The sequence below is a fragment of the Pseudomonas mandelii genome (assembly GCF_024138395.1).
In the GTDB taxonomy this organism is placed as follows: domain Bacteria; phylum Pseudomonadota; class Gammaproteobacteria; order Pseudomonadales; family Pseudomonadaceae; genus Aquipseudomonas; species Aquipseudomonas mandelii_E.
The window spans coordinates 23,809-48,890 of the sequence record NZ_JAMYDU010000001.1; the positions used below are offsets into that span (position 1 = coordinate 23,809).

Sequence of the window (25,082 nt, forward strand, 5' to 3'; positions counted from 1 at the left end):
GGCCCCATCGCGAGCAAGCTCGCTCCCACAGGTTATGTACCTTAACTGACTGACATTGGGAGCCGGGTATGTCAGTGCCGCTAAATCATCACGTCAGCCATTCGTTCTTGTTGATACGACCGGGCCTCCTGGTCACGCCGCCGATCAGCAAGGACCCAATGCATGAATGCCGCAGACGCACAGAAACTCGCCCGCCGTTTTATCGAACTGCCGCAGGACAAGCGCCGCTTGTTTCTGGCTGGCATGGCCCGCGAAGGCATCGATTTTGCGCAGCTTCCCATGACCTCCTGTGTCGGGGTCGACGAGCGTGACGGCCTGTCCTATGCCCAGCAGCGGATGTGGTTTCTCTGGCAGCTGGATCCGCAGAGCGCGGCCTACAACCTGCCGATGGCGGTACGCCTGAACGGCGCGCTGCAAACCGAGGCGCTTGAGCGCGCGTTCAGCCTGTTGGTGGCGCGCCATGAGTGCCTGCGCACCACCTTCGGCCAGCAGGGCGAGCGTGCATTTCAGCGGGTGGCCGAACCCCGTGACCTGACACTGGCGATCAACGACCTGAGTGCCTTGCCTGAAGAGCGGCGCTGGCCGCAGGCGCAGCAGCACATGATGGCTGAAGCCACTCAGGCGTTCGATTTGCAGCAAGGGCCGCTGCTGAGCCTTCGCCTGTTGCGCCTGGCCGAACGGGAACACGTGCTGTTGCTGACGCTGCACCACATCATTGCCGATGGCTGGTCGATGAACATTCTGATCGATGAGTTCATGCGCACCTACGACGGGTTGGTGGCGGGGCGGCAACCGACCTTGCCGGAATTGACCGTGCACTACCGCGACTATGCCCTGTGGCAGCGCAGTTGGCTGGAAGCCGGGGAGCGCGAGCGTCAGCTCGATTACTGGCGCACGCAGTTGGGCGAAGAGCACCCGATCCTCGAATTGCCTACCGACCGTGCTTATCCGGCCCAGTCCAGCCACCAGGGCACGCGCCTGGAAAAGGTCATCGACGGGGCCCTGCGCCAAGAGCTGAAAACCCTTGCCCAGCGCCAGGGCGTGACGCTGTTCGTGGTGCTGCTGGCCGCCTTCAAGACTTTGCTGCATCGCTACAGCGGCCAGACCGACATCCGCGTCGGCGGCTTGATCGCCAACCGCACCCGCAGTGAAACCGAAGGCTTGATCGGCTTCTTCGTCAATACCCAGATCCTGCGCAGCGAGGTCACCCCGCAGATCCGTTTCAGCGACCTGCTGCAAAGCCTGCGTCAGGCAGCGCTTGGCGCCCAGGCCCATCAGGAGCTGCCGTTCGATGCGTTGATCGAAGCCCTGCAACCGGCACGCAGCCAAAGCCACAATCCATTGTTTCAGGTGATGTTCAACCACCAGCCACTGGTCACCGATCTGCAGGACGTGCGGCTCGATTGCGGTTTGCAGGTCGGCTATCTGAGTGAGCAGCAACTGGCCGGCAGCGGGCGTCAGCATGCGGCCACCAGCGACCTGATGCTCGACACCCGGGAGGAGGGCGAGCAACTGTTCGCCGCGTTCACCTACGCCACCGACCTGTTCGACCCACAGACCATTGCCGCGTTGGCCGAGCATTGGCACAACGTGCTGGTGTCGGTCTGCCGTGATCCGCAACAACCGCTGGGCGAGGTGGCGATGCTCGGCACGGATGAGCGCGAGCGCTTGATTCAAACCGTCGCCATCCCGGCGCCGCTGCCCGGCATGCCGCAGCTGTTCGAGGCCCAGGCGCAGCGCACTCCCGACATCACCGCCGTGATCCTGGCGGCCGATCAGTCGCCCTCACTTAGCTATGCCGAATTGAATGTTCGCAGCAATCGTCTGGCCCATCAGTTGCGCGCCCAAGGTGTCGGCCCCGATGTGCTGGTCGGTGTGGCATTGGGGCGCTCGCTGGAACTGGCCGTGGCGTTGCTGGCTGTGCTCAAGGCCGGCGGCGCGTATGTGCCGCTGGACCCGCACACCCCGGCCGAACGCTTGCGCCATGTGCTGGATGACAGCGGGCTGAAACTGTTGCTGACCGAGAGCCCGCTGCTGAGCAGCCTGCCGGCGCTCGATGGCATCGATTGCCTGTGCCTGGACCAGCTACCGGACAGCGACGCTACGAGCCAGGACAACCTGCAAGTGACGGTAGATCCGCAAAACCTTGCGTACGTGATTTACACCTCCGGCTCCACCGGCCGGCCGAAGGGCGTGGCCGTCAGCCACGGCGCGTTGAGCGAATTCATCGCGCGGGCGATCGACTACAGCGATTTGCGCGAAGGCGATCGCGTCCTGCAATTCGCCACCAGCAGTTTTGACGGTTTCGTCGAGCAATTCTTCCCGCCGCTGTGCCATGGCGCTGCTGTCGTCCTGCGTGATGCAGGCCTGTGGGACAGTGCGAGCTTGCATCAGGTGATCGTCGAACAGGGCATCACCCTGGCGGATTTGCCGGCCGCTTATTGGTATTCGGTGGTGCAGGATTACGCGGCCAACCCGCCTGCCCACTTCGCTGCGTTGCGTCAGATTCATGTGGGCGGCGAGGCGATGGCGGTGGACGGGCTGCGCCTGTGGCAACGCGCCGGGTTGGGTCATGTGCGTTTGCTCAACACCTACGGCCCGACCGAGGCGACGGTGGTTTCAACCCTCCACGATTGCAGCGCGTTGACCGCCGAGGCGGTGTCGTGGCGCGGCATTCCGATCGGTCACGGCCTGGAGCAGCGCCGGTTGTACGTGCTCGACGACGATTTGAACCTGCTGCCGCAAGGTGCAGTGGGCGAGTTGTACATCGGCGGGCCGGGCCTGGCCCGTGGTTATCACCGGCAACCGATGCTCAGCGCCCAGCGGTTTATCGCCGATCCGTTCGCGGTCGGCGAGCGCCTGTACCGCACCGGCGACCGTGCCCGGCTGCGGGACGACGGCGCGGTGGAGTACATCGGCCGCGTCGATCACCAAGTGAAAATTCGCGGGTTCCGCATTGAGTTGGGGGAAATCGAGTCGCGGTTGCAGCAATGCCCGGGGATTCGTGAGGCAGTGGTGCTGGCCTTGCCCCTGACCGGCGGGCCACAACTGGTGGCGTATCTGGTCGTCGATCCGAGCGTGCTCGGCAGCGCGGCGGAGCAGGCGATTCTGCGCCAGCAAATCCGCGCCTCGCTGCAGAAGAACCTGCCGGACTACATGGTGCCCCGCCATTTGCTGCTGTTGCCGCGCCTGCCCCTGACTCCCAGCGGCAAACTCGACCGCAAGGCCTTGCCGATCCCCGATCCGAGCCAATTACAAAGCACTTATCGCGCCCCGCAAACCGACACCGAACAGGCGCTGGCGCAGATCTGGATCGAGGTGCTGCAGGTGCCACGGGTCAGTATCGATGATCATTTCTTCGAGTTGGGCGGGCACTCGTTGCTGGCCGCGCAAGTGATCGCGCGAATCAAAAGCCAATTGGGCGTGGTGCTGCCGTTGCGCAGTCTGTTCGAGACACCGCGGCTGGGCGATCTGGCGCTGGAACTGGCCGCGCTGGCGGGCGGTGCAAGCGATAACGACTGGTCCGACATGGATCAGTTCATGAGTTCTTTGGAGGGAGTAGAAGTATGAGCGGCACTATGGCGGAGCGTATCGCTAAAAGGTTCGTCGGTTTGCCGCTGGAGCAACGTCGACAGTTTCTCGCCAAACTGCGCGAGGAGGGCAAGGACTTCAGCCTGCTGCCGCTGCCGGTCAGTCGTCACGACTGCGCGGTGATCCCGCTCTCGTTCGCCCAGCAGCGCTTGCTGTTTCTCTGGCAGCTCGACCCGCAGAGCGCCGCGTACAACATGGCCGCCGGCCTGCGTCTGCACGGGCAGTTGAACGAGGCCGCGTTGCTGCGTTCCTTCGATCATCTGGTGGCGCGCCATGAAGTGCTGCGCACGGTGTTCCAGACCGACAATGACCAGCCGAGCCAGATCATCCTCGAGCAGCAGAGCGTGCCACTGCAACGCGTCGATCTGTCGAACGTCGCCGTGCAAGAACGTGAAACCGAGCTGGCGCGGCAGGTTCAGGACGCGGCCGCGCAACCGTTCGATTTGCTCCATGGGCCATTGCTGCGGGCCAGCCTGTTCCGTCTGGCGGACGATGAACATGTGCTGATCGTGAGCATGCACCACATCGTCTCGGATGGCTGGTCGATGGACGTCATGGTCAAGGAATTCGTGCAGTGCTATCAGGCGTTCAGCCTGGAGGGCGAACCGCAATTGCCGGCATTGCCCTTGCAGTACGCCGACTACGCGATCTGGCAGCGCCGTTGGCTGGAGGCCGGCGAGGGCGAGCGGCAACTCGATTACTGGCGTCAGCAGTTGGGTGAAGAGCACCCGCTGTTGGACGTGGCGGCGGATTTCCCCCGGCCGCTGACTCAGAGTTTCGAAGGCCAGACCTTGAGCTTTGATTTCGGTGCGGACCTGTCCCGGCAGTTGAACGGCTTTGCCCGGGCTCAGGGCATCAGTTTGTTCATGCTGGTGCTGGCCGGGTTTTCGCTGTTCCTGTCGCGTCTTGGCGGCCAGCGCGATATTCGCGTCGGCGTGCCCAATGCCAACCGTGGACGCTCCGAGGTCGAAGGGCTGATCGGCTTCTTCGTCAACACTCAGGTGTTGCGTTGCCAAGTGGATGAGCGCGGCAGCTTCGACGATTTGCTGGCCCGGGTTCGGGAAGCATCGTTCGGTGCCCAGGCCCATCAGGAGCTGCCCTTCGAGCAACTGGTGGATGAACTGGTGCCCGAGCGAACCCTGGGCCACAACCCTTTGTTCCAGGCCAAGTTCAATCAGAACGTCGGCATGCAGACCCAGCGTTCGATGAACCTGCCGGGCCTGAGCGTCACCGAGTATCCACTGGACAAAGAAGGCACGCACTTCGATCTGGCGCTGGACATCACCGATGACGGCACGCTGATCCACGGGCAAATGACTTACGCCAGCGACCTGTACCAGCAGTCGACCATCGAGGGGTTTATCCCGACACTGCTCGGCCTGTTCCGCGAATTGCTGAGCGCCCCGCAGGCGCCGCTGCACAGTCTTGCAACCACACCTGTGCAACCGGCGCTGGCGCCACGGCAGCCAGCGGAATCGGTGTTGCAGCAATGGGATCGTCAGGTGGCCGCACAGCCTGAAGCACTGGCCGCACGCTGTCTCGAGCGGACATTGAGTTTCCAGACGCTGGATCAGGACGCCAATCGCCTGGCCCACTACCTGCGAGCGCAAGGCGTGCAAAACGGGCAGCCAGTGGCGGTGCTGATGGAGCGCTCACTGGAATGGCTGACCTGTGTGTTGGGTATTTTCAAGGCCGGGGCGGTTTACATGCCGCTGGATGTCAAGGCGCCCGCCGCGCGATTGCAGCAGATGCTCGAGGGCGCGCAAGCGCAAGTCCTGCTGTGTGCCGCAGGCGATGCGCGGGAAAACACACTGGCGGTCGACGGTTGCCAAGGGCTGGCCTTCGCCCCAGAACGCTGGCAGGACCAGCTGACGACGAAGCCTTCGCTGGCTGTGTCGGCGGATGCAGCGGCCTATGTGATTCATACCTCCGGCTCCACCGGACAACCCAAAGGCGTGCTGGTGAGCCACGGCGCTCTGGCCAGTTACGTGCGCGGTGCGCTGGAGCGTCTGGCGCTGGAGCCGGCGGCGAGCATGGCGCTGGTCTCGACCATTGCAGCGGACCTGGGGTTTACCGTGCTGTTTGGCGCCCTGTGTTCCGGTCGTTTGTTGCATGTATTGCCGGAGGAATTGGGCTTCGACCCGGACCGGTTTGCCGATTACATGGCTGAGCACCAAGTGGGGGTATTGAAGATCGTGCCGGGGCATTTGTCGGCGCTGATGCAAGCGTCCCGGGCAGCCGATGTATTGCCGCAACACGCACTGATCGTGGGTGGCGAGGCCTGCTCGCCGGCATTGTTGGAACAGGTGCGGCGACTCAAGCCGGGCTGTCGGTTCATCAACCACTATGGCCCGAGTGAAACCACGGTCGGCGTGCTGACCCATGAGCTCAAGGATCTCGACTCGGGTGCCCGCAGCGTGCCGGTCGGTCGGCCGTTGTCGGGTGCGCATGTCTACGTGCTGGACGATGTGCTCAACGCGGTCGCCGATCAGGTGGCGGGCGAGCTGTACATCGGCGGCGACAGTGTGGCGCTGGGTTACCTTGGGCAGCCGGGGCTGACCGCCGAACGCTTCCTGCCGGATCCGTTTGGTGCCGTCGGCGCGCGGGTGTACCGCAGCGGCGACCGGCTGCGGCGCAATCGTCAGGGCGCACTGGAGTTCATCGGTCGTGCCGACGATCAGGTCAAGGTGCGCGGCTATCGGGTGGAGCCGGCGGAAGTCGCTCGGGTATTGCTGGGCCTGAGCGGCGTGAGCGAGGCCGCGGTGCTGGCCTTGCCGCTGGACGGTGATGAAGCGCGCCTGCAACTGGTGGCGTACTGCGTGGCCGTGCCTGACCTGCCATTGAATGTCGACGCCCTGCGCCAGCAGTTACAGGCGTGCCTGCCGGAGTACATGGTGCCGGCGCAGATCGTGGTTCTGGAGCGCCTGCCGCTGACCGCCAACGGCAAACTGGACAAGCGTGTCTTGCCGACGCCGGGGCTGGTCACGCAGCAATTTGTTGCCCCGGTGGGCGAGATCGAACAGAAGCTCGCCGCTATCTGGGCCGATGTCCTGAAGCTTGAACAAGTGGGTAGCACCGATAACTTCTTCGAGCTGGGTGGTGATTCGATCCTCAGCCTGCAAATCATCGCCCGGGCCAAACGCCAGGGCATCAAGCTGAGCCCCAAGCAACTGTTCGAGAAGCAAACCATCGGCCAGTTGGCGGCAGTGGCCAAACTGATCGAGAGCAAACCGCCGGCCAGCGTCGCGCAAAAGATCAGCGGCGAGTTGCCGTTGTTGCCGATCCAGGCACGTTTCTTCCAGACCGACATTCCCCAGCGTCAACACTGGAACCAGTCGGTGATGCTGCAGCCGCAATCCCCTCTCGATGCGACCCATCTCAGCAACGCATTGGCCGCCCTGATCGAGCAGCACGATGCGCTGAACCTGAGTTTCCAAGCGTCGGCCGAGACTTGGCAGGCGACATTCCAGACGCAACGCCACACTGACCTGTTGTGGGTGCGGGCACTGGACGACCTTGCCGATTTGCCAGCGCTGGCCACCGAGGCTCAGCGCAGTCTTGATCTGCAACAGGGTCGGCTGGTGCGTGCGGTGCTGGTGAATCTGCCTGACGCTACACAACGGTTGCTGCTGGTGATCCATCACCTGGTGGTGGATGGCGTGTCCTGGCGGGTGCTGCTGGAAGATTTGCAGCAAGCCTATACCGCGTTGGCGGCAGGCAAGGCGATCGTGTTGCCGGGCAAAAGCAGTTCGCTTCAGGCCTGGGCGCAACACCTGCACCGTTACGGGCAGAGCGATATTTTGCAGGCCGAGCGCGACTACTGGCAGCGCACGCTGGAGGGCGGTAACAGTGACTTGCCGAGGGATTTCCCGGAGACAGTCCAGACTCGCCGTCAGGCCGCTCGGGCCACTTCGCGCCTGAACAAAACACTGACCCACGCGCTGCTCAAAGTGGCCCCGGCCGCCTATCGCACCCAGATCAACGACCTGCTGCTGACGGCCCTGGCGCGGGTGCTGTGTGACTGGAGCGAACAGGATTCGGTGGTGATCCAGCTCGAAGGTCACGGTCGCGAAGACCTATTCGACGACCTGGATTTGAGTCGCACCGTGGGTTGGTTCAGCAGCCTGTTTCCGGTGCGATTGACCCCACAGACAGAACCGGGCACGTCACTGTGCGCGATCAAGGAACAACTGCGAGCGGTGCCGGGCAAAGGCATCGGCTACGGCGTGTTGCGCTACCTCGCAGGCTTCGAACCGCTGCGTGAATTGCCGCCGCCGCGCATCACGTTCAACTACCTGGGCCAGTTCGACGGTGCGTTCAGTGCCGCTGATGGCGCGCTGTTCGTGCCGGCCGCCGAAAGCACCGGTGAGCATCAGAATGAAGATGCGCCCTTGGGCAACTGGCTAAGTGTCGATGGCCAAGTCTATGGCGGTGAGCTGGAGTTGAGCTGGACGTTCGGCCAAGGCATGTACCGCCCGCAAACCATTCAGGCGCTGGCCGATGCTTATTGCCTTGAGCTGGAACGACTGATCGAACATTGCACTGCCGGTCAGCATGCCGGGGTCACGCCGTCGGACTTCAATCTGGTGCGCCTGACGCAAGCGCAACTGTCGGCATTGCCGGTACCGGCGCGGGAGATCAGTGATCTCTATCCGTTGTCGCCGATGCAGCAGGGCATCCTGTTCCACAGCCTCAACGAGCCGGACGGCCCGGCGTACACCAATCAGTTGCGGGTCGATGTGCGGCACTTGGATGCCGAGCGTTTCTGTCAGGCTTGGCAGCAGACGCTGGAGGCCCATGAGATTCTGCGCACAGTATTCGTCTGGCCCGAGGACGCCGACGCGGCGGTGCAGATTGTAAGGCAGGCGGTGCAGATGCCCCTGACCGTGCAGGACTGGCGCGGTCGTGATGATCTTCAAGCGGCGCTCGATCAGTTGGCCCGGGAGGATCTAACCGCCGGTTTCAAACTGGACCAGGCCCCGCTGTTGCGCGTGCTGCTGGTGCAAACCGGTGAGGCGCAGCATCACTTGATCTACACCAGTCATCACATCCTGATGGACGGCTGGAGCACCTCGCAGTTGTTCGGCGAGGTGTTGCAACGCTATGCCGGCATGACACCGGCGGCGACCCCGGGGCGCTATCGCGATTACATTGAGTGGCTGAGCCAGCGCGACGTTCAGGCCAGTCGCGAGTTCTGGACGTCGGCATTGGTTGACCTTCAGGAACCGACCCGTCTGGCCAGCGCCATGCCGGTCAGTCAGGCGTTGGCTAGCGGTTATGCCGATTACCAACATGCGTTCAGCGAACAGCAGACCAGTGACCTGAACCGCTTCGCCCGCGAGCAGAAGGTCACCCTCAATACCCTGATGCAAGCCGCGTGGCTGGTGCTGTTGCAGCGCTATACCGGCCAGGACACCGTGGCTTTCGGCGCCACTGTGGCCGGTCGGCCGACGGATTTGCCCGGCGTCGAGCAGCAGATCGGCCTGTTCATCAATACCTTGCCGGTGGTGGCTGCGCCGTCCGCCGAGATCCCGGTCGGGCAGTGGATTCAGCAGGTGCAGAACCTCAATCTGGCCCTGCGCGAACATGAGCACACGCCGCTCTACGATATTCAACGCTGGGCGGGGCAGGGCGCGGGCGCGCTGTTCGACAGTATTCTGGTGTTCGAGAACTACCCGATGGCCGAAGCGCTGGCCCAAGGCTCTGCCACCGGGCTGGAGTTTTCCACCATCCACCGTAAGGAGCAAACCAACTATCCGCTGACATTGGTGGCGGTCACCGGTCGTGAGTTGACCCTGGGTTTGAGCTTCGATCAGGCCTGTTTCGATCACGCCACCATCGCCGATCTGAGCACCCAGCTCGAAGGCCTGATGATGCAATTCATGGCGGATGCTTCGCAGCCTCTGGGCGCGTTGCAATTGCTGGACGGCGCACCGCGTCAAGCGGCGGTCGACTGGAGCAAGGCCGCAGTCACGGCGCTGGATTCGCGCAGTGTGGTCGAGCGGATTGACGCGCAGGTACAACGCCAACCGCAGGCCGCGGCGGTGTTGTTTGTCGAGCAGACCCTTGATTACCGCACCCTCGACGCCCGGGCCAATCGACTGGCGCACAAGCTGCAAGCGCTGGGTGTCGGGCCGGAAGTGCGGGTCGGCGTGTGCATGCGCCGCACACCGGACATGCTGGTCGGGCTGTTGGCGATCCTCAAGGCTGGCGGTGCCTACGTGCCGCTGGATCCGGAGTATCCGCAAGAGCGCTTGCTGCACATGCTCGAGGACAGTTGCGCGGCAGTGCTGCTGACCGAAGCCGCGTTGCAGGCGATGTTGCCCGAGGCGTTGCCGTCTCAAGTGCTGTTGGTCGAGGGCGCCGAATGGCTCGCCGGGTATCCGTCCACGGCGCCTGTCAGCGGCATCGTTGCGCAGAATCTGGCCTACGTCATTTACACCTCCGGCTCCACCGGCAAGCCCAAAGGCGTGGCGATCACCCACGCTAACCTCGCGGCGCTGATCCAGTGGTCGCAGGGTGTTTACCGCGATGAGCAGCTGCGTGGCGTGCTGGCTTCGACCTCGATCTGCTTTGACCTGTCGGTGTGGGAGATTTTCGTCACCCTGGCCAGCGGCGGTTGCATGGTGCTGGCGGACAACGCCCTGGCGCTGTCCGAGTCGCCGGCCCGTGAGCGCGTGACGCTGATCAACACCGTGCCATCGGCGATTGCCGCGCTGCAACGGGCCGGGCAGATTCCGGCGTCGGTCACCACCATCAATCTGGCCGGCGAGCCGCTCAAGCAGACGCTGGTCGATACGCTGTACGCCAGCACCTCGGTCCAGCAGGTCTATGACCTGTACGGGCCGTCGGAAGACACCACCTATTCGACCTTCACCCTGCGCACCGCCAACGGCCGGGCGAACATCGGGCGGCCGCTGGACAACACCGTGGCCTACCTGCTCGACAGCCAGTTGCAGGTGCTACCGGCAGGGCTGACGGCCGAGTTGTACCTGGCTGGCGCCGGTTTGACCCGAGGTTATCTGCTGCGTCCCGGCCTGACCGCCGAACGCTTCGTGCCGGACCCGTTCGCCACTAACGGGGAGCGGCTGTATCGCACCGGCGATCTGGTGCGCCAGGGGCCTGACGACAACATTGAGTACATCGGTCGTGCCGATCATCAGGTGAAGATTCGCGGCTTCCGCATCGAGCTGAGCGAGATCGAAGCCCGATTGCTGGAGCAGCCTGATGTGCGCGAAGCCGTGGTGCTGGCTCAGGAGGGCGCGGCGGGCAAACATCTGCACGCCTATGTGGTGGCGAGCGACCGTCAGTTGTTGGTGGAAAGCCTGCGAGCGACCTTGGCCAGTCGCTTGCCGGCACACATGGTGCCGAGCCATCTGCACGTGATCGACGCGTTGCCGCTGACCCCCAATGGCAAGCTCGACCGCAAGGCCCTGATGGCGCTGGGCGGCAATCCGACGCTGCAGCGTTACGAAGCGCCGCGCACCGATCTGCAATGGGAAGTGGCGACCGTCTGGCAAGAGGTGCTGGAAGTCGAGCGCGTGGGCCTGACGGATAACTTCTTTCAGTTGGGCGGGCATTCGTTGCTGGCGACGCTGGTGGTGACCCGGATCAAGGAACGCCTGGGTGACAAGGTGCCGCTCAAGGAGCTGTTCGAGGCCGACACCCTGCAAGCGTTCTGCAGCCGTATCGAAGCGTTGCGCGTCGATTTATCGCCGGTTCAGGACGAATTGGCTAAATCCCTGGAGGCCCTCAAACGTCTATCCCTCGATGATCTGGAAAAACTGATTTCTTGAGGGGAACAACGCGTGCAAGAGTTAATCGAGTCGGTAGGACAACTTTCGGCTAAGCAAAGAAAGGCTCTGGCGGTTCTGCTCAAGCAGAAAGGCGTCAACCTTTTTGACATTGCCCCGGTTTTCAAGCGCACGGCTGAAGAACCGTTGTTGCTGTCCTACGCTCAACAGCGCCAGTGGTTTCTCTGGCAATGGGCGCCGCACAGCGCGGCCTACAACATTCCGACAGCCCTGCGCTTGCAGGGCCCGCTGGATGTGGCCGCGTTGCAGCGCAGCGTCCAGGCGCTGATTGAACGACACGAAACCTTGCGCACGGTGTTCACTCAAGACGCCGGGCAACCCTTGCAAACGATCTTGCCCGCAGGATCGTTTGCCCTGGATATTCACGAGCTGAGCCCTGAGCTGGCGGCAACCCCGGAGGCGTCGATCCAGGCCTTCGTCCAGACCCAGAGCCAGCAAGCTTTCGATTTGCAGACCGGCCCGCTGTTGCGCGCGGCCCTGCTGCAAGTCACCCCGCATGATCACGTGCTGGTGCTGACCCTGCACCACATCGTGTCGGACGGTTGGTCGTTGCAGGTGATGATCGAGGAATTGGTGCAGTTGTATGCCGGTTTCAACCTCGGGCATGACGCCGGGCTGCCAACCTTGCCGATTCAATACGCCGACTACGCCCTGTGGCAGCGGCAGTGGATGGAGGCCGGCGAACAGGAACGTCAACTGGCCTACTGGCAACAAAAACTCGGCGGCGAGCAACCGGTGCTGGAGCTGCCCACTGACCGCGCGCGTCCGGTGGAACAGAGCTTTGCCGGGGCCAGCCACAACCTGATTCTGGACCCGACGCTGAGCGACAGCCTCAAGGCCTTCGCCCGACGGGAAAACGTCACGCTGTTCGTGCTGTTGCTGGCCTCGTTCCAGGCCTTGTTGCACCGCTACAGCGGCCAGGCCGACATCCGCGTCGGTGTGCCGGTGGCCAACCGTGGGCGCGTGGAGATCGAGCGTCTGATCGGTTTCTTCGTTAACACCCAAGTGCTCAAGGCGGACGTCGACGGGCAAGCCAGCTTCGTCGATCTGCTGCGCCAGGTTCGGCAAACCGCCCAGGAAGCCCAGGCGCACCAGGACCTGCCGTTCGAACAACTGGTGGAAGCCCTGGAGCCGGGACGCAGCCTGAGTCACAGCCCGTTGTTCCAGGTGATGTTCAATCACCAGGCCGAAAGCCGGATCAGTGTCGAGACTCGGTTGAACGGCTTGAGTATCGAGCCGCTTGAATGGCAGAGCGCAACCGCGCAGTTCGATCTGGTGCTGAACACCACCGAGCAGGCCCATGGCATTGAAGCGGTGCTCAAATACGCCACCGATTTGTTCGAGCCTGCGACCATCGAGCGTCTGGCGCAGCATTGGCGCAACCTGCTGCGGGCGATCGTTCAGGACCCGACCCAGCGTATTGCCCAGCTGCCGGTGCTTGATGACGCGCAGCAACAGCAACTGCTCGCGCACTGGAACCCTGGTCCGGTGGTGCACCCGGTCAGCCAGTGCATTCATCAGTTGATCGAGGCGCAGGCCGAGCGTCATCCGCAGGCGCCAGCGGTGGTGTTCGCCGGGCAACGGCTGACGTATGCCGAACTCAATTGCCAGGCCAACCAATGGGCGCATCAGCTGATCGCCCGTGGCGTCGGCCCCGATGTTCGAGTGGGCGTGGCGGTGGAGCGTTCGCTGGACATGATCGTCGCCATTGTCGCTGTGCTGAAGGCCGGTGGCGCTTATGTGCCGCTGGACCCGAGCTATCCCGACGACCGTTTGCGCTACATGATCGAGGACAGCGGGATCGAGCTGTTGCTGACTCAGGGACATTTGCTGGCGCAGTTGCCGATTCCACCGGGGCTGGCGTGTCTGGATCTGAATCAACCGCTACAGGACAGCAGCACGGCCAATCCACCTTGCCGGACCACCGTAGACAACCTCGCGTATGTGATTTACACCTCCGGATCCACCGGCAAGCCCAAAGGCGCGTTGCTGCCCCATGGCAATGTCATTCGCCTGTTCAGCGCCACCGATCACTGGTTCGGTTTCGGCCCTCAGGACAGCTGGACCCTGTTCCATTCGTACGCGTTCGATTTCTCGGTCTGGGAAATTTTCGGCGCGCTACTCCACGGCGGCAAACTGGTGGTGGTGCCCCACGACGTCACCCGTTCGCCGGAAGAGTTCTACAGCTTGCTCTGTGATGAACAAGTCACCGTTCTGAACCAGACGCCGTCGGCGTTCAAACCGCTGATGCAAGTGGCCAGTGCTTCGTCGCGCAATCATGCGCTGCGTTACGTGGTGTTTGGTGGCGAAGCGCTGGAAATGCAGAGCCTGCGTCCCTGGTTCGAACGTTTCGGCGATCGCGCGCCGACCCTGATCAACATGTATGGCATCACCGAAACCACCGTGCATGTGACCTATCGCCCGCTGTCCATGGCGGACTTGCAACAGACCCATAGCAGCCCGATCGGCGAGCCGATTGTCGACCTGTCGTGGTACTTGCTCGACGACGCGCTGAACCTGGTGCCCCAAGGGTGCATCGGCGAGTTGTACATCGCCGGGGCCGGGCTCGCGCGGGGGTATTTGAACCAGCCAGGCATGAGCGCCACCCGGTTCGTTCCGGATCCGTTTAACCCTGTGGCCGGCGAACGCTTGTACCGCACCGGCGACCTGGCGCGGCTGCGCGGCGACGGTGTGATCGAGTACATCGGCCGTATCGACCATCAGGTGAAGATTCGCGGTTTCCGTATCGAGCTGGGGGAAATCGAAACCCAATTGCTCAACCATGACGCGGTGCGTGAAGCCGTGGTGCTGGCGGTCGAAGGGCTCAGTGGGCAGCAACTGGCTACCTGGATCGTGCCGAGCGAACCACTGGACGCGGACGCCCATGCCGGCTTGCGCGATTCGATCAAGGCGCAATTGCGTGAAACCCTGCCGGACTACATGGTGCCGGTCAGCTGGGTATTCCTCGACCGCCTGCCGCTGACGGCCAACGGCAAGCTCGATCGCAAGCAATTGCCCAACCCTGATGTGAGCCTGGTGCAAGAGGCTTATGCGGCACCGCGCAGCGAACTCGAACAGCGTTTGGCCGAGATCTGGCAGGACGTATTGAAAGTCGAGCGGGTCGGGCTCAACGACAATTTCTTCGAACTGGGCGGCGATTCGATCATCTCGATTCAGGTGGTCAGCCGGGCGCGTCAGGCGGGCATCCGCTTCTCGCCCAAAGACATCTTCCAGCACCAGACCGTACAACGCCTGGCCACCGTCGCACAGCAGAGCGATGCGGTGCAGGCGATGCAAGGTGATGTGCTTGGCGCTGCCGTGCTGACCCCGATTCAACAGTACTTTTTCGCCACCGACATTCCCCAGCGTCAGCACTGGAACCAGTCGATCCTGATGACCCCGGCCGAACCTCTGCAAGCGGCTGCGCTGGAGCAGGCCCTGGAACATCTGCAACGGCATCACGATGCCTTGCGTCTGCGCTATCGCCAGACCGCAGATGACTGGGCGCAGGAGCATGCCGCCGTCGATCAGCCGAACGCACTGCTGCGCACCGTGGCGTTGCCAGACAGCGAGGCGTTGCCGGCGCTGTGCCTGGCGTTGCAGCGCAGCTTGAACCTGAGCGATGGCCCGTTGATCCGCGCGGCATTGGTGGATTTGCCCGACGCCAGCCAGCGACTGCTGTTGGTGATCCACCATTTGGTGGTCGATGGTGTGTCGTGGCGGATCCTGCTGGAAGACCTGCAAACCGCTTATCAACAACTGAGCGCCGGGACGCCGTTGCGCCTGCCGGCCAAGACCACGGCGTTCAAGGATTGGGGCGAACGCCTGCAAGGTTATGCGCACAGCGCCGGGCTGGAAACCGAGCTGGATTACTGGCGCGGGCAACTGGCCGAAGCGCCGGCGGACTTGCCGCTGGACAACCCTGATGGACAACTGCAGAACCGTTTCGAGCGCAGCGTCGATACGCGTCTGGATGCCGAGCGCACTCGCCAACTGCTGCAACAGGCGCCGGCGGTGTATCGCACTCAGGTCAATGATTTGCTGTTGACCGCACTGGCCCGGGTTTTGTGTGAGTGGACCGCCTCCGACAGCGCCCTGGTGCAGCTCGAAGGGCATGGCCGCGAAGACCTGTTTGACGATCTTGATCTGAGCCGTACCGTGGGCTGGTTCACCAGCATGTTCCCGGTGCGCCTGACTCCGCAGGCCAGCCTCGAAGCGTCCATCAAGGGCATCAAGGAACAACTGCGCTCGATCCCGAACAAAGGCATCGGCTTTGGCTTGCTGCGGTATCTGGGCAGCGACGCTGCGCAGGCAGCCCTGAGCGGCTTGTCCCAACCCAAGGTGACGTTCAACTACCTGGGGCAGTTCGATAACAACTTCGACGAAGGCGCCCTGTGGGTGCCGGCCACCGAAGACAAGGGCGCCGGGCAGGACGAACAGGCGCCGATGAGCAACTGGCTGACCATCGACGGCCGCGTCTACCAGGGGCAATTGAGCCTGACCTGGACCTACAGCGGTGACGTGTTCGAGGAGGCGACCATCAACGCCCTGGCTCGCGCGTATGAAGTCGCGCTGGGTGAGTTGATCGACCATTGCCTGAACCATCCGAGCGGCGGCCTGACCCCTTCCGATGTGCCATTGGCCGGGTTGTCCCAAACGCATCTGGACAGCCTGCCAATCGCCGCGCAGCGCATCGAGGACATTTACCCGCTGGCGCCGATGCAGCAGGGCATTCTGTTCCACAGCCTGTACGATGCCGATGCCAGCGCTTACGTCTATCAGATGCTGCTGGATATCGACGGTCTGGACGTAGCGCGCTTCCAGCAAGCGTGGCAGCGGGTGGTGGATCGTCATGAAGTGCTGCGCGCCGGTTTCATCTGGGGTGGCGACGGTCTCGATACACCGCTGCAAGTGATCTATCGCCAGCTGACCCTGGAAATGCCGGAAGTGGATGTGCGCGCAGAGCCGGATCTGCAAGCCGCGCTTGAGGCCCGTGCCTTGGCCGATCGCGAACGCGGTTTCGACTTGCAGAATCCGCCGCTGCTGCGCTTGTGCCTGTTGCGCACCGCCGATGACCGTCATCGCCTGATCTTCACCTGCCACCATATTCTCATGGACGGCTGGAGCAACTCGCGGATGTTTGGCGAAGTGCTGCAGGATTACGCCGGGCATCCGGTGTCGAGTGCGCAGGGCCGTTATCGCGACTTCCTGGCCTGGCTGCAACGCCAGGACAAGGACGCGGCGCAAGCCTTCTGGCGCGGGCAGTTGGCCGAACTGGACGAACCGACGCGATTGGCCTCGGCCTGCCACGGGCAAACCGTGCCCGGCCCCGGCAAAGGCGTGCATAAGCTGACCTTTGACGCAGCCTTCACCCAGCGCCTCAACGGTTTCTCGCGCCAACAGCAAGTGACGCTCAACAGTTTGGTGCAAGCCGCGTGGCTGCTGGTGTTGCAGCGCTACACCGGGCAAAGCAGTGTTGCGTTCGGCGCGACGGTGTCCGGTCGCCCGGTGGACCTGCCGGGTATCGAGCAACAGTTGGGCCTGTTCATCAATACCCTGCCGGTGATCGCCAGCCCGCAAGCGACGTGCAATGTCAGAGACTGGGTGCGCAGCGTGCAGGATAAGAACCTGCTGCTGCGCGATTACGAACAGACGCCGTTGCAAGACATTCAACGCCTGGCCGCGCTCAACGGCGAAGCATTGTTCGACACCTTGCTGGTGTTCGAAAACTACCCGGTGTCCGACACCCTGGAGGCCAATCCGGGCGGCTTGCGTTTCAGCGGCCTCGAACACCGTGAGCAAACCAACTATGGCCTGACGCTGATCGCCGGTGCCGGCGAAGTACTGAGCCTGGACTTCAACTACCTCACCGAACACTTCGCCGAGCGCAGCATTGTCGGCCTGGCCGCTCATCTGGAAGAAGTGCTGCGCCAGTTCCTCGACGCACCGCAACGCTTGCTGGGCGAGATCGGTCTGTTGCCGGCGAGCGAGCTGCGCACGCTTGCCGAATGGAATGACCATCACGCCGCGTATCCGACCCAAGCCTTGATCCATCAAGGCTTCGAAGCCCAGGTCGAAGCGCGGCCACAGGCGATTGCCTTGCGCCATGCCGGTGCTGGGTTGACCTATGCCGAACTCAATCGCCGCGCCAATCAACTGGCCCGTCATCTGCAAACCCTGGGTGTCGGCGCGGAAATCCGCGTGGGCGTGGCGATGCCCCGTTCCGCCGAACTGGTGATTGCCCTGATGGCGGTGCTCAAGGCCGGCGGCACCTACGTGCCGCTGGACCCGGACTACCCGGCGGATCGCGTGGCCTACATGCTCGACGACAGTCAGGCGCGGGTGTTGCTGACTCAGCCGCATTTGCTGTCGCAATTGCCCGAGACCCAGGCCCAAGTGGTGTGGGTCGAGGCGGGCGGTCAGGCCTTCGCCGACCTGGCGTCGCACAACCTTGAGGGCGGGATTGATTCGGCCAACCTGGCTTATGTGATTTATACCTCCGGTTCCACCGGTAAACCCAAAGGCGTGGCGATTGCTCATCGCAACGTGCAGGCGCTGATTCACTGGTCGCACGAGGTCTACAGCGAGGAAGAGCTGCAAGGCGTGCTGGCCTCGACTTCGGTGTGCTTCGACCTGTCGGTGTGGGAGATTTTCGTCACCCTGGCCCGCGGCGGTTCGATCATCATGGCGCGCAACGCCCTGGAATTGCCGGACCTGCCGGAACGCGATCAGGTTCGCCTGATCAACACCGTGCCGTCGGCCATTGCAGCCTTGCAGCGCGCCGGGCAGATCCCTTCAGGTGTGCGCATCATCAACCTTGCGGGTGAACCGCTCAAACAAGGCCTGGTGGACACGCTGTACCGCGAGACCTCGGTCGAGCACGTTTACGATTTGTACGGGCCGTCGGAAGACACTACCTATTCGACCTGCACCCGTCGCGAAGCCGGCGGTCAGGCGAACATCGGTCGGCCGCTGGTGAATACCACCGCGCACTTGCTCGACGGCCAGTTGCAGGCCGCGCCGATTGGCGTTGCGGCCGAGTTGTACCTGGCTGGCGACGGCATTACCCGTGGCTATCTGTTCCGTCCGGGCCTGACCGCCGAGCGCTTTGTGCCCAACCCGCTGGCCAGCAATGGCGAACGGATGTACCGCACCGGCGACATGACCCGTTTGCGTGACGACGGCCTGATCGAATACATCGGACGCATCGACCATCAGGTCAAGGTGCGCGGGTTCCGTATCGAACTGGGTGAAATCGAAGCGCGCCTGCTGGCCCACGACAGCGTGCGCGAAGGCGTGGTGCTGGCGGTGGAAGGTCATAGCGGCCAGCAGTTGGTGGCCTATGTGGTGCCGGTGCAGTCCGACCTGAGCCCACAACAGCAGGACGATCTGAGCGAAGCGCTCAAGGCCGGACTCAAGGCACATCTGCCGGATTACATGGTGCCGGCGCAATGGGTGTTCATCGAACAACTGCCGCTGACCCCCAACGGCAAACTCGACCGCAAGGCCTTGCCGACCCCGGACGCCAGCCAGCTGCAACGCGATTACGTGGCACCGCGCACCGCGCTGGAACAGCAGATTGCCGGGATCTGGCAAGACATTCTGAAACTTACGCGGGTCGGTGTGACCGACAACTTCTTCACCCTGGGCGGCGATTCGATCATCTCCATTCAGGTGGTGAGCCGGGCGCGTCAGCAGGGAATCAGCTTCACGCCCAAGGATCTGTTCCAGCAGCAGACCGTCCAGGGACTGGCCACTGTCGCGCAGCTCGGCAAAGCCCTGGCGCCAACCGATCAAGGCCCGGTGACAGGTGAGACACCGTTGCTGCCGATTCAGCAATGGTTTTTCGAACAACCCTTGCCGCAGCGTCATCACTGGAATCAGTCGGTGCTGCTCAAACCGTTGAACCCTCTGGTGTCCGCGCCGCTTGAGCAGGCCTTGCACGCGCTGATCGATCATCACGACGGCCTGCGCCTGGGCTTTACACAAAACCCAGGCAGCTGGTCGGCGAGCTATCGGACCGTAGAACAACAGCGCCTGTCGCCGTTGTGGCAGGAATCGGTCAGTGATGCCGCCCACCTGGAACGCGTCGCCGAACAAGCCCAATGCAGCCTGGATCTGCAACAAGGCCCGTTGTTGCGCGCGGTGTTGTTTGATTTGCCTGAGGGCGAACAGCGCTTGTTGTTGATCGTTCATCACCTGGTGGTCGATGGTGTGTCGTGGCGGATCCTGCTGGAGGATTTGCAGGGCAGCTACCGCCAGTTACTGGCCGGCGAACCGTTGGCATTGGCGGCCAAGACCACGTCCTTCAAGCATTGGGCGGAGCAATTGCAACGTCACGCCCGCAGTGAATCGCTGCTTGAACAATTGCCTTACTGGCAGGCGCAGCGCTCGGACGGCGCGCCGCTGCCGCAAGATAACCCCCAGGGCAGCCTGCAGAGCCGCCATGCCTTGACGCTTTACAGTCGCCTGAACCCGACCTTGACCCGACGACTGCTGCAGCAGACCCCGGCGGCTTACCGCACACAGGTCAACGACCTGTTGCTGACAGCGCTGGCACGGGTGATCGCCCGTTGGAGCGAACAGTCGTCGGTGCTGATTCAGCTCGAAGGCCATGGTCGTGAAGATCTGTTCGACGGCCTCGATCTGACCCGCACAGTAGGCTGGTTCACCAGCCTGTTCCCGGTCAAATTGACCCCGACCCAGGAGCTGGCCGGCTCGATCAAGCAAATCAAAGAGCAACTGCGCGCGATTCCGGATCGTGGCATGGGTTACGGTGTGCTGCGTTATCTGGGTGACGAGGCTTGCCAGGCGTCGCTGCGGACCCTGCCGACACCGCGTATCACCTTCAACTACCTGGGCCAGTTCGATGGCAGCTTCGATAGCCAGAGCGGTGCCTTGTTTGTGCCGGCCGATGAGGTCAAGGGCACAGAGCACAGTAACGATGCGCTGCTGGGTAACTGGCTGACGCTCAATGGCCAGGTGTACGGCGGCGAGTTGAGTGTCGGCTGGTCCTTCAGCACGCACATGTTCAACGCCTCGACCATCGAACGCTTGGCCGAGGAGTACGCCCGGGAACTGGAGTTGCTGATCGAGCATTGCTGCCAGCCGGACAGCCACGGAGTCACGCCGTCGGATTTCCCGTTGGCGCACCTGGATCAGGCCCGACTGGACGCCTTGCCGGTAGCCCCGTCGCGGATCGAAGACATTTATCCGCTGTCGCCGATGCAAGAGGGCATGCTGTTCCACACCTTGTCGGACAATGGTTCGAGCCTGTACGTCAATCAGATCAGTTTGCCGGTGGGCGGTCTGGATGTTGAGCGTTTCCGCAAGGCCTGGGAGGCGGTCATCGAGCGTCAGGCGATCCTGCGCACCAGCTTCCATTGGCACGATGGCTTGGCCAAACCGCTGCAAATTGTCCAGCGTCAGGCAACGCTCGATTTGCAGGTGCTCGACTGGCGCGATCGCGACGCCAGCGAGGCGGACATCGCCGCGCGGGCCGCCGAGGACCGCGCGCGAGGCTTCGAGCTGACCCAGGCGCCACTGCAACGAGTGTTGTTGATTCGCAGCACTGAAGATCAGTATCAAATGGTCTGGACCAGTCACCATATCCTGATGGACGGCTGGAGCAGTTCGCGGCTGTTTGGTGAGGTGATCCAGCACTACGCCAAGGGTGAAATCAGCGCTGAAAACGGCCGCTACCGCGACTTCATCGCCTGGTTGCAAGCCCAGGACCAGGACGCCCGGGAGTTGTTCTGGAAAGCCCGGCTGGCCCCGGTCAACGAGGCGACGGCGCTGAGCCAGGCCATCCATCCACGGCATGTGTCCGATGAACCCGGCCACAACGCCATTTACTCCCACTGGAACGCGCAACAGACCGGTCGCTTGCTGCAGTTCTGCCGCGATCTGCGGATTACGCCGAACACGTTGATCCAGGGCGCATGGTTGCTGCTGTTGCAGCGCTACACCGGGAAAAACACCGTGACCTTTGGTGCCACGGTGTCCGGGCGTCCCGAGAGTTTGCCCAATGTCGGCAACATGCTGGGTCTGTTCATCAACACCTTGCCGATCATTCAGACGCTGGAACCGGATCAACCTCTGGCAGACTGGCTGAACCGGATCCAGGCTTACAACCTGGATATCCGCGACCATTCCCAGGCTCCGTTGGCGGATGTGCAACGCTGGTCCGGCCTGGGCGGGCAGGCGCTGTTCGACAGCATCATCGTGTTCGAGAACTACCCGATCGACGACCGCCTGCAAGAGGACAACGATACCGGCCTGAGCTTCGGCAAATCCATCGGCCATGACGTGACGAACGTGCCGATGGACCTGGCGGTGACGCTCGGCGACGAACTGTCGATTGAATACCTGTACCTGCGCAGCCACTTCAGTGCCGAGGCAGTGGAGGGGATTCGCCTGACGCTGGAAAACACCCTTGAGGCGATGATGCGTGCGCCTCACGAACGTCTGGGCAACCTGAAGCGCCTGTCGCTCGAGCAATGGCAAGCGATGCAGACCTGGAGCGCCGAGCCGTCAGCGGATCATCAGCCACAGCTGTTGCCGGAGCTGATCAGCCGACACGCACTGACTCAGCCCGAGGCCATTGCGGTGCAATGTGCCGGGCTGAGCCTGAGTTACGGCGAACTGGAACGACGGGCCAATCGTCTGGCCCATTGCTTGATCGAGCATGGTGCGGGGCCGGAAGTGGTGATCGGCGTGGCACTGCCGCGTTCGCTGGAAATGGTCGTCAGCTTCCTCGCCGTGCTCAAAAGCGGCGGGGCCTATGTGCCGTTGGACATCGATTATCCGCCGGAGCGTCTGGCGTACATGATCGAAGATTCCGGCATGGCGTTGCTGCTGACCCAGAGCAGCCTGCGGACGACGTTACCGGCGCCCGAGGGGCTGTTGCGCCTTGAGCTGGATCATCTCGACGAGTCCCGTTATGGCGATGAGGCGCCGGTGTGCCGCGTGCTGGAGCAAGGGTTGGCTTATCTGGTTTACACCTCGGGTTCCACCGGACGGCCAAAAGGCGTGGCGGTGACTCAGGGACCCCTGAGCATGCACTGTCAGGCCATCGCCAAACTGTATGAAATGGACACCCGCAGCTGCGAGCTGCACTTCATGTCGTTCGCCTTCGACGGTGCTCATGAGCGCTGGTTGAGTACGCTGTACAGCGGCGGCCGGCTGGTGATGCGCGATGGTTGCCTGTGGACGCCGGAGCAGACTTATCAGGCACTGCACGAGTACGGCGTGACCATCGCCTGCTTCCCGCCGGCCTACCTCAAGCAACTGGCCGAGTACGCTGCGGCCAGCGCAATTGCACCGCCTCCGGTGCGCATCTATTGCTTCGGCGGCGATGCGGTGCCGGACCAGACTTTCGAACAGGTCAAGGCGGCGCTGCGCCCCGAGTACTTCACCAACGGCTACGGCCCGACGGAAACCGTGGTCACGCCGATGCTTTGGAAAGTGCCGGTGAGCCAGCAATGTGAAGCGGCTTATGCGCCGATCGGCCGGGCGGTGGGCGCGCGTTCCCTGTATGTGCTGGATGAAGAGCTGAATCCGCTGCCGCCAGGTTTTGCCGGCGAGTTGTACATCGGTGGCTACGGGGTTGCCCGTGGTTATCACGGTCGGCCAGACCTGACCTGCGAACGCTTCGTGCCCAACCCGTTTGCCAGCGGCGAGCGGTTGTACCGCACCGGCGACCTGGTACGCTTGCGCCAGGACGGCGTGGTCGATTACGTCGGCCGCATCGACCATCAAGTCAAAGTGCGCGGGTTCCGTATCGAGCTGGGGGAAGTCGAGGCCAGCCTGCGGCAACTGGCGCAGGTCAACGATGCCTTGGTGATCGCCCGGGACAGCGCCTCCGGCAAGCAACTGATCGGTTACGTCGTCACTGACGCCGGCCAGCAGCTAGGCGATGAACTCAAGGCCGGTCTGCGCACCACCTTGCCGGAATACATGGTGCCGGCGCAGATCGTTTGCCTCAGTGCCTTTCCGATCACCCCCAACGGCAAGCTCGACCGCAAGGCATTGCCCGAGCCGGAATTCAAAAGCGAGGAATACATTGCCCCGCGCAATCAGCAGGAACAGTTGCTGACGGAGATCTGGTCGCAGGTGTTGCAGGTGGAGCAGGTCGGTATCAGCGACAATTTCTTCGAACTCGGCGGCGATTCGATCCTGAGCCTGCAAGTGATTTCCCGGGTCAGGAACCACCCGACCCTGCAGATGGAACTCAAGCTTCGCGATCTGATGCGCTACCAGACCATCGCCGGCATCGTCGAACAGGACGTGGTCAAGGCGGGCACCGCGCAACCGTCGGTGGACCTCACCCATGTGGCCAGTGAGGGGTTGTTCAATCTGCTGCCGATTCAGGAGTGGTTCTTCGCCGAGGGCATGGCCGAGTCTCATCACTACAACCAGTCGTTTTTGCTGAGTGCGCGTCAGACGCTGGATCTGGATGCTCTGGAACAGGCGCTGGGCTGGATCGAAAACCATCACGACACCTTGCGCCTGCGCTTCTGTCAGGAAGGCGGGCGTTGGTTGCAGCGCTATGCCGCACCGACCGAGCGCCGCGAACCGGCGCTGTGGCGCCGCGAGGTCGAAAGCAGCGAGCAGGTCGAAGCCTTGGCCAACCTGACTCAGCGCAGCCTGAAACTCGACGATGGCCCAGCCTGGCGGGTGGTGCACATCGCCTTGCCGGACGGCCAGGCGCGGCTGTTGATGGTCATCCACCATCTGGTGGTCGACACGGTGTCGTGGCGGATTTTGCTCGATGACTTGAAGGTGGCTTACGAGGCTTGCGTGATGGGCATCGAACCGCAATTGCCGATCCGCACCAGCAGCTATCGCGCATTTGCCGAAGCCCTGCAGGCGCAGGCGCCGGTGATTGTCGAGCAGGAATTGAACTACTGGCTGGAGCAACTGGATCAGCCGGGTATCGACCTGCCGTGCGACAACCGTCGCGGCAAGAATCAGGTGCGTCACCAGGCTCAGGCGCGGCTCAAGTTGTCTCGCGAGCACACCGAGCAGTTGCTCAAGCAGGCGCCAGCGGTCTATCGCACGCAGATCAACGATTTGCTGCTGTCGGCCCTGAGCCGGGCACTGTGTCGCTGGAGCGAACAACCGTCGGCGCTGATTTTGCTGGAAGGGCACGGCCGCGAAGACCTGTTCGAGAGCATCGACCTGAGCCGCAGCCTGGGCTGGTTCACCAGCATGTTCCCGGTCCGGCTCACCCCCGACAGCGCGGACATCGGCGCGTCGATCATCAACGTGCAGGCGCAGTTAGCGGCCATCCCGCAGAAGGGCATCGGCTACGGCGTATTGCGTCATCTGGCCGGCCCGCAACTGGGCCGCCAATTGGCCGACCTGCCGCAGGCTCGGGTGACGTTCAACTATCTGGGGCAGTTCGACCAGAGCTTCGACGAGCAGGCGTTACTGGTGCCGGCGCTGGAAGAGACCGGCGACAACTACAGCCTGCAGGCCAATCTGGGCAACTGGCTGGAGGTTGTCGGCCAGGTGTACGACGGTCAGTTGGCGCTGCGTTGCATCTACAGCACCCAGCGTTATCGGGCCAGCACCATGGAGTCGTTCATGCAGGATTATCAGCGCGAGCTTGAGGCGTTGATCGAGCATTGCATGGCGCGGGTGGGCTGAGTGTCGGGGTTTTAATCATTGCTG

The 25,082-nt window shown here is 62.9% G+C and carries 3 protein-coding genes; all 3 read left to right on the top strand.

What is annotated here, in order from left to right:
* Nucleotides 1–162: 162 nt before the first annotated feature.
* The 3 genes from NHU87_RS00130 to NHU87_RS00140 are packed head-to-tail and all read left to right on the top strand — an operon-like array spanning nucleotide 163 to nucleotide 25,058.
* Nucleotides 163–3,570 (top strand): amino acid adenylation domain-containing protein, encoded by a 3,408-nt coding sequence (locus NHU87_RS00130; protein WP_253544718.1) that lies wholly within the window; start codon nucleotides 163–165, stop codon nucleotides 3,568–3,570.
* A complete protein-coding gene (locus NHU87_RS00135; RefSeq protein WP_253544719.1) occupies nucleotides 3,567–11,387 on the top strand; it encodes a non-ribosomal peptide synthetase in 7,821 nt (2,606 codons plus the stop codon). Before NHU87_RS00130 ends, NHU87_RS00135 begins: the two co-directional genes overlap by 4 nt.
* A 12-nt stretch (nucleotides 11,388–11,399) precedes the next feature.
* Nucleotides 11,400–25,058, top strand: coding sequence for a non-ribosomal peptide synthase/polyketide synthase (locus NHU87_RS00140; RefSeq protein ID WP_253544720.1), 13,659 nt, complete (start codon nucleotides 11,400–11,402; stop codon nucleotides 25,056–25,058).
* Nucleotides 25,059–25,082: the final 24 nt, after the last annotated feature.

What these genes read in the sequence shown, in the direction of transcription:
- NHU87_RS00130 (WP_253544718.1), top strand. Translation starts at nt 163, where the DNA reads ATGAATGCCGCAGACGCACAGAAACTCGCCCGCCGTTTTATCGAACTG.
- NHU87_RS00135 (WP_253544719.1), top strand. Translation starts at nt 3,567, where the DNA reads ATGAGCGGCACTATGGCGGAGCGTATCGCTAAAAGGTTCGTCGGTTTG.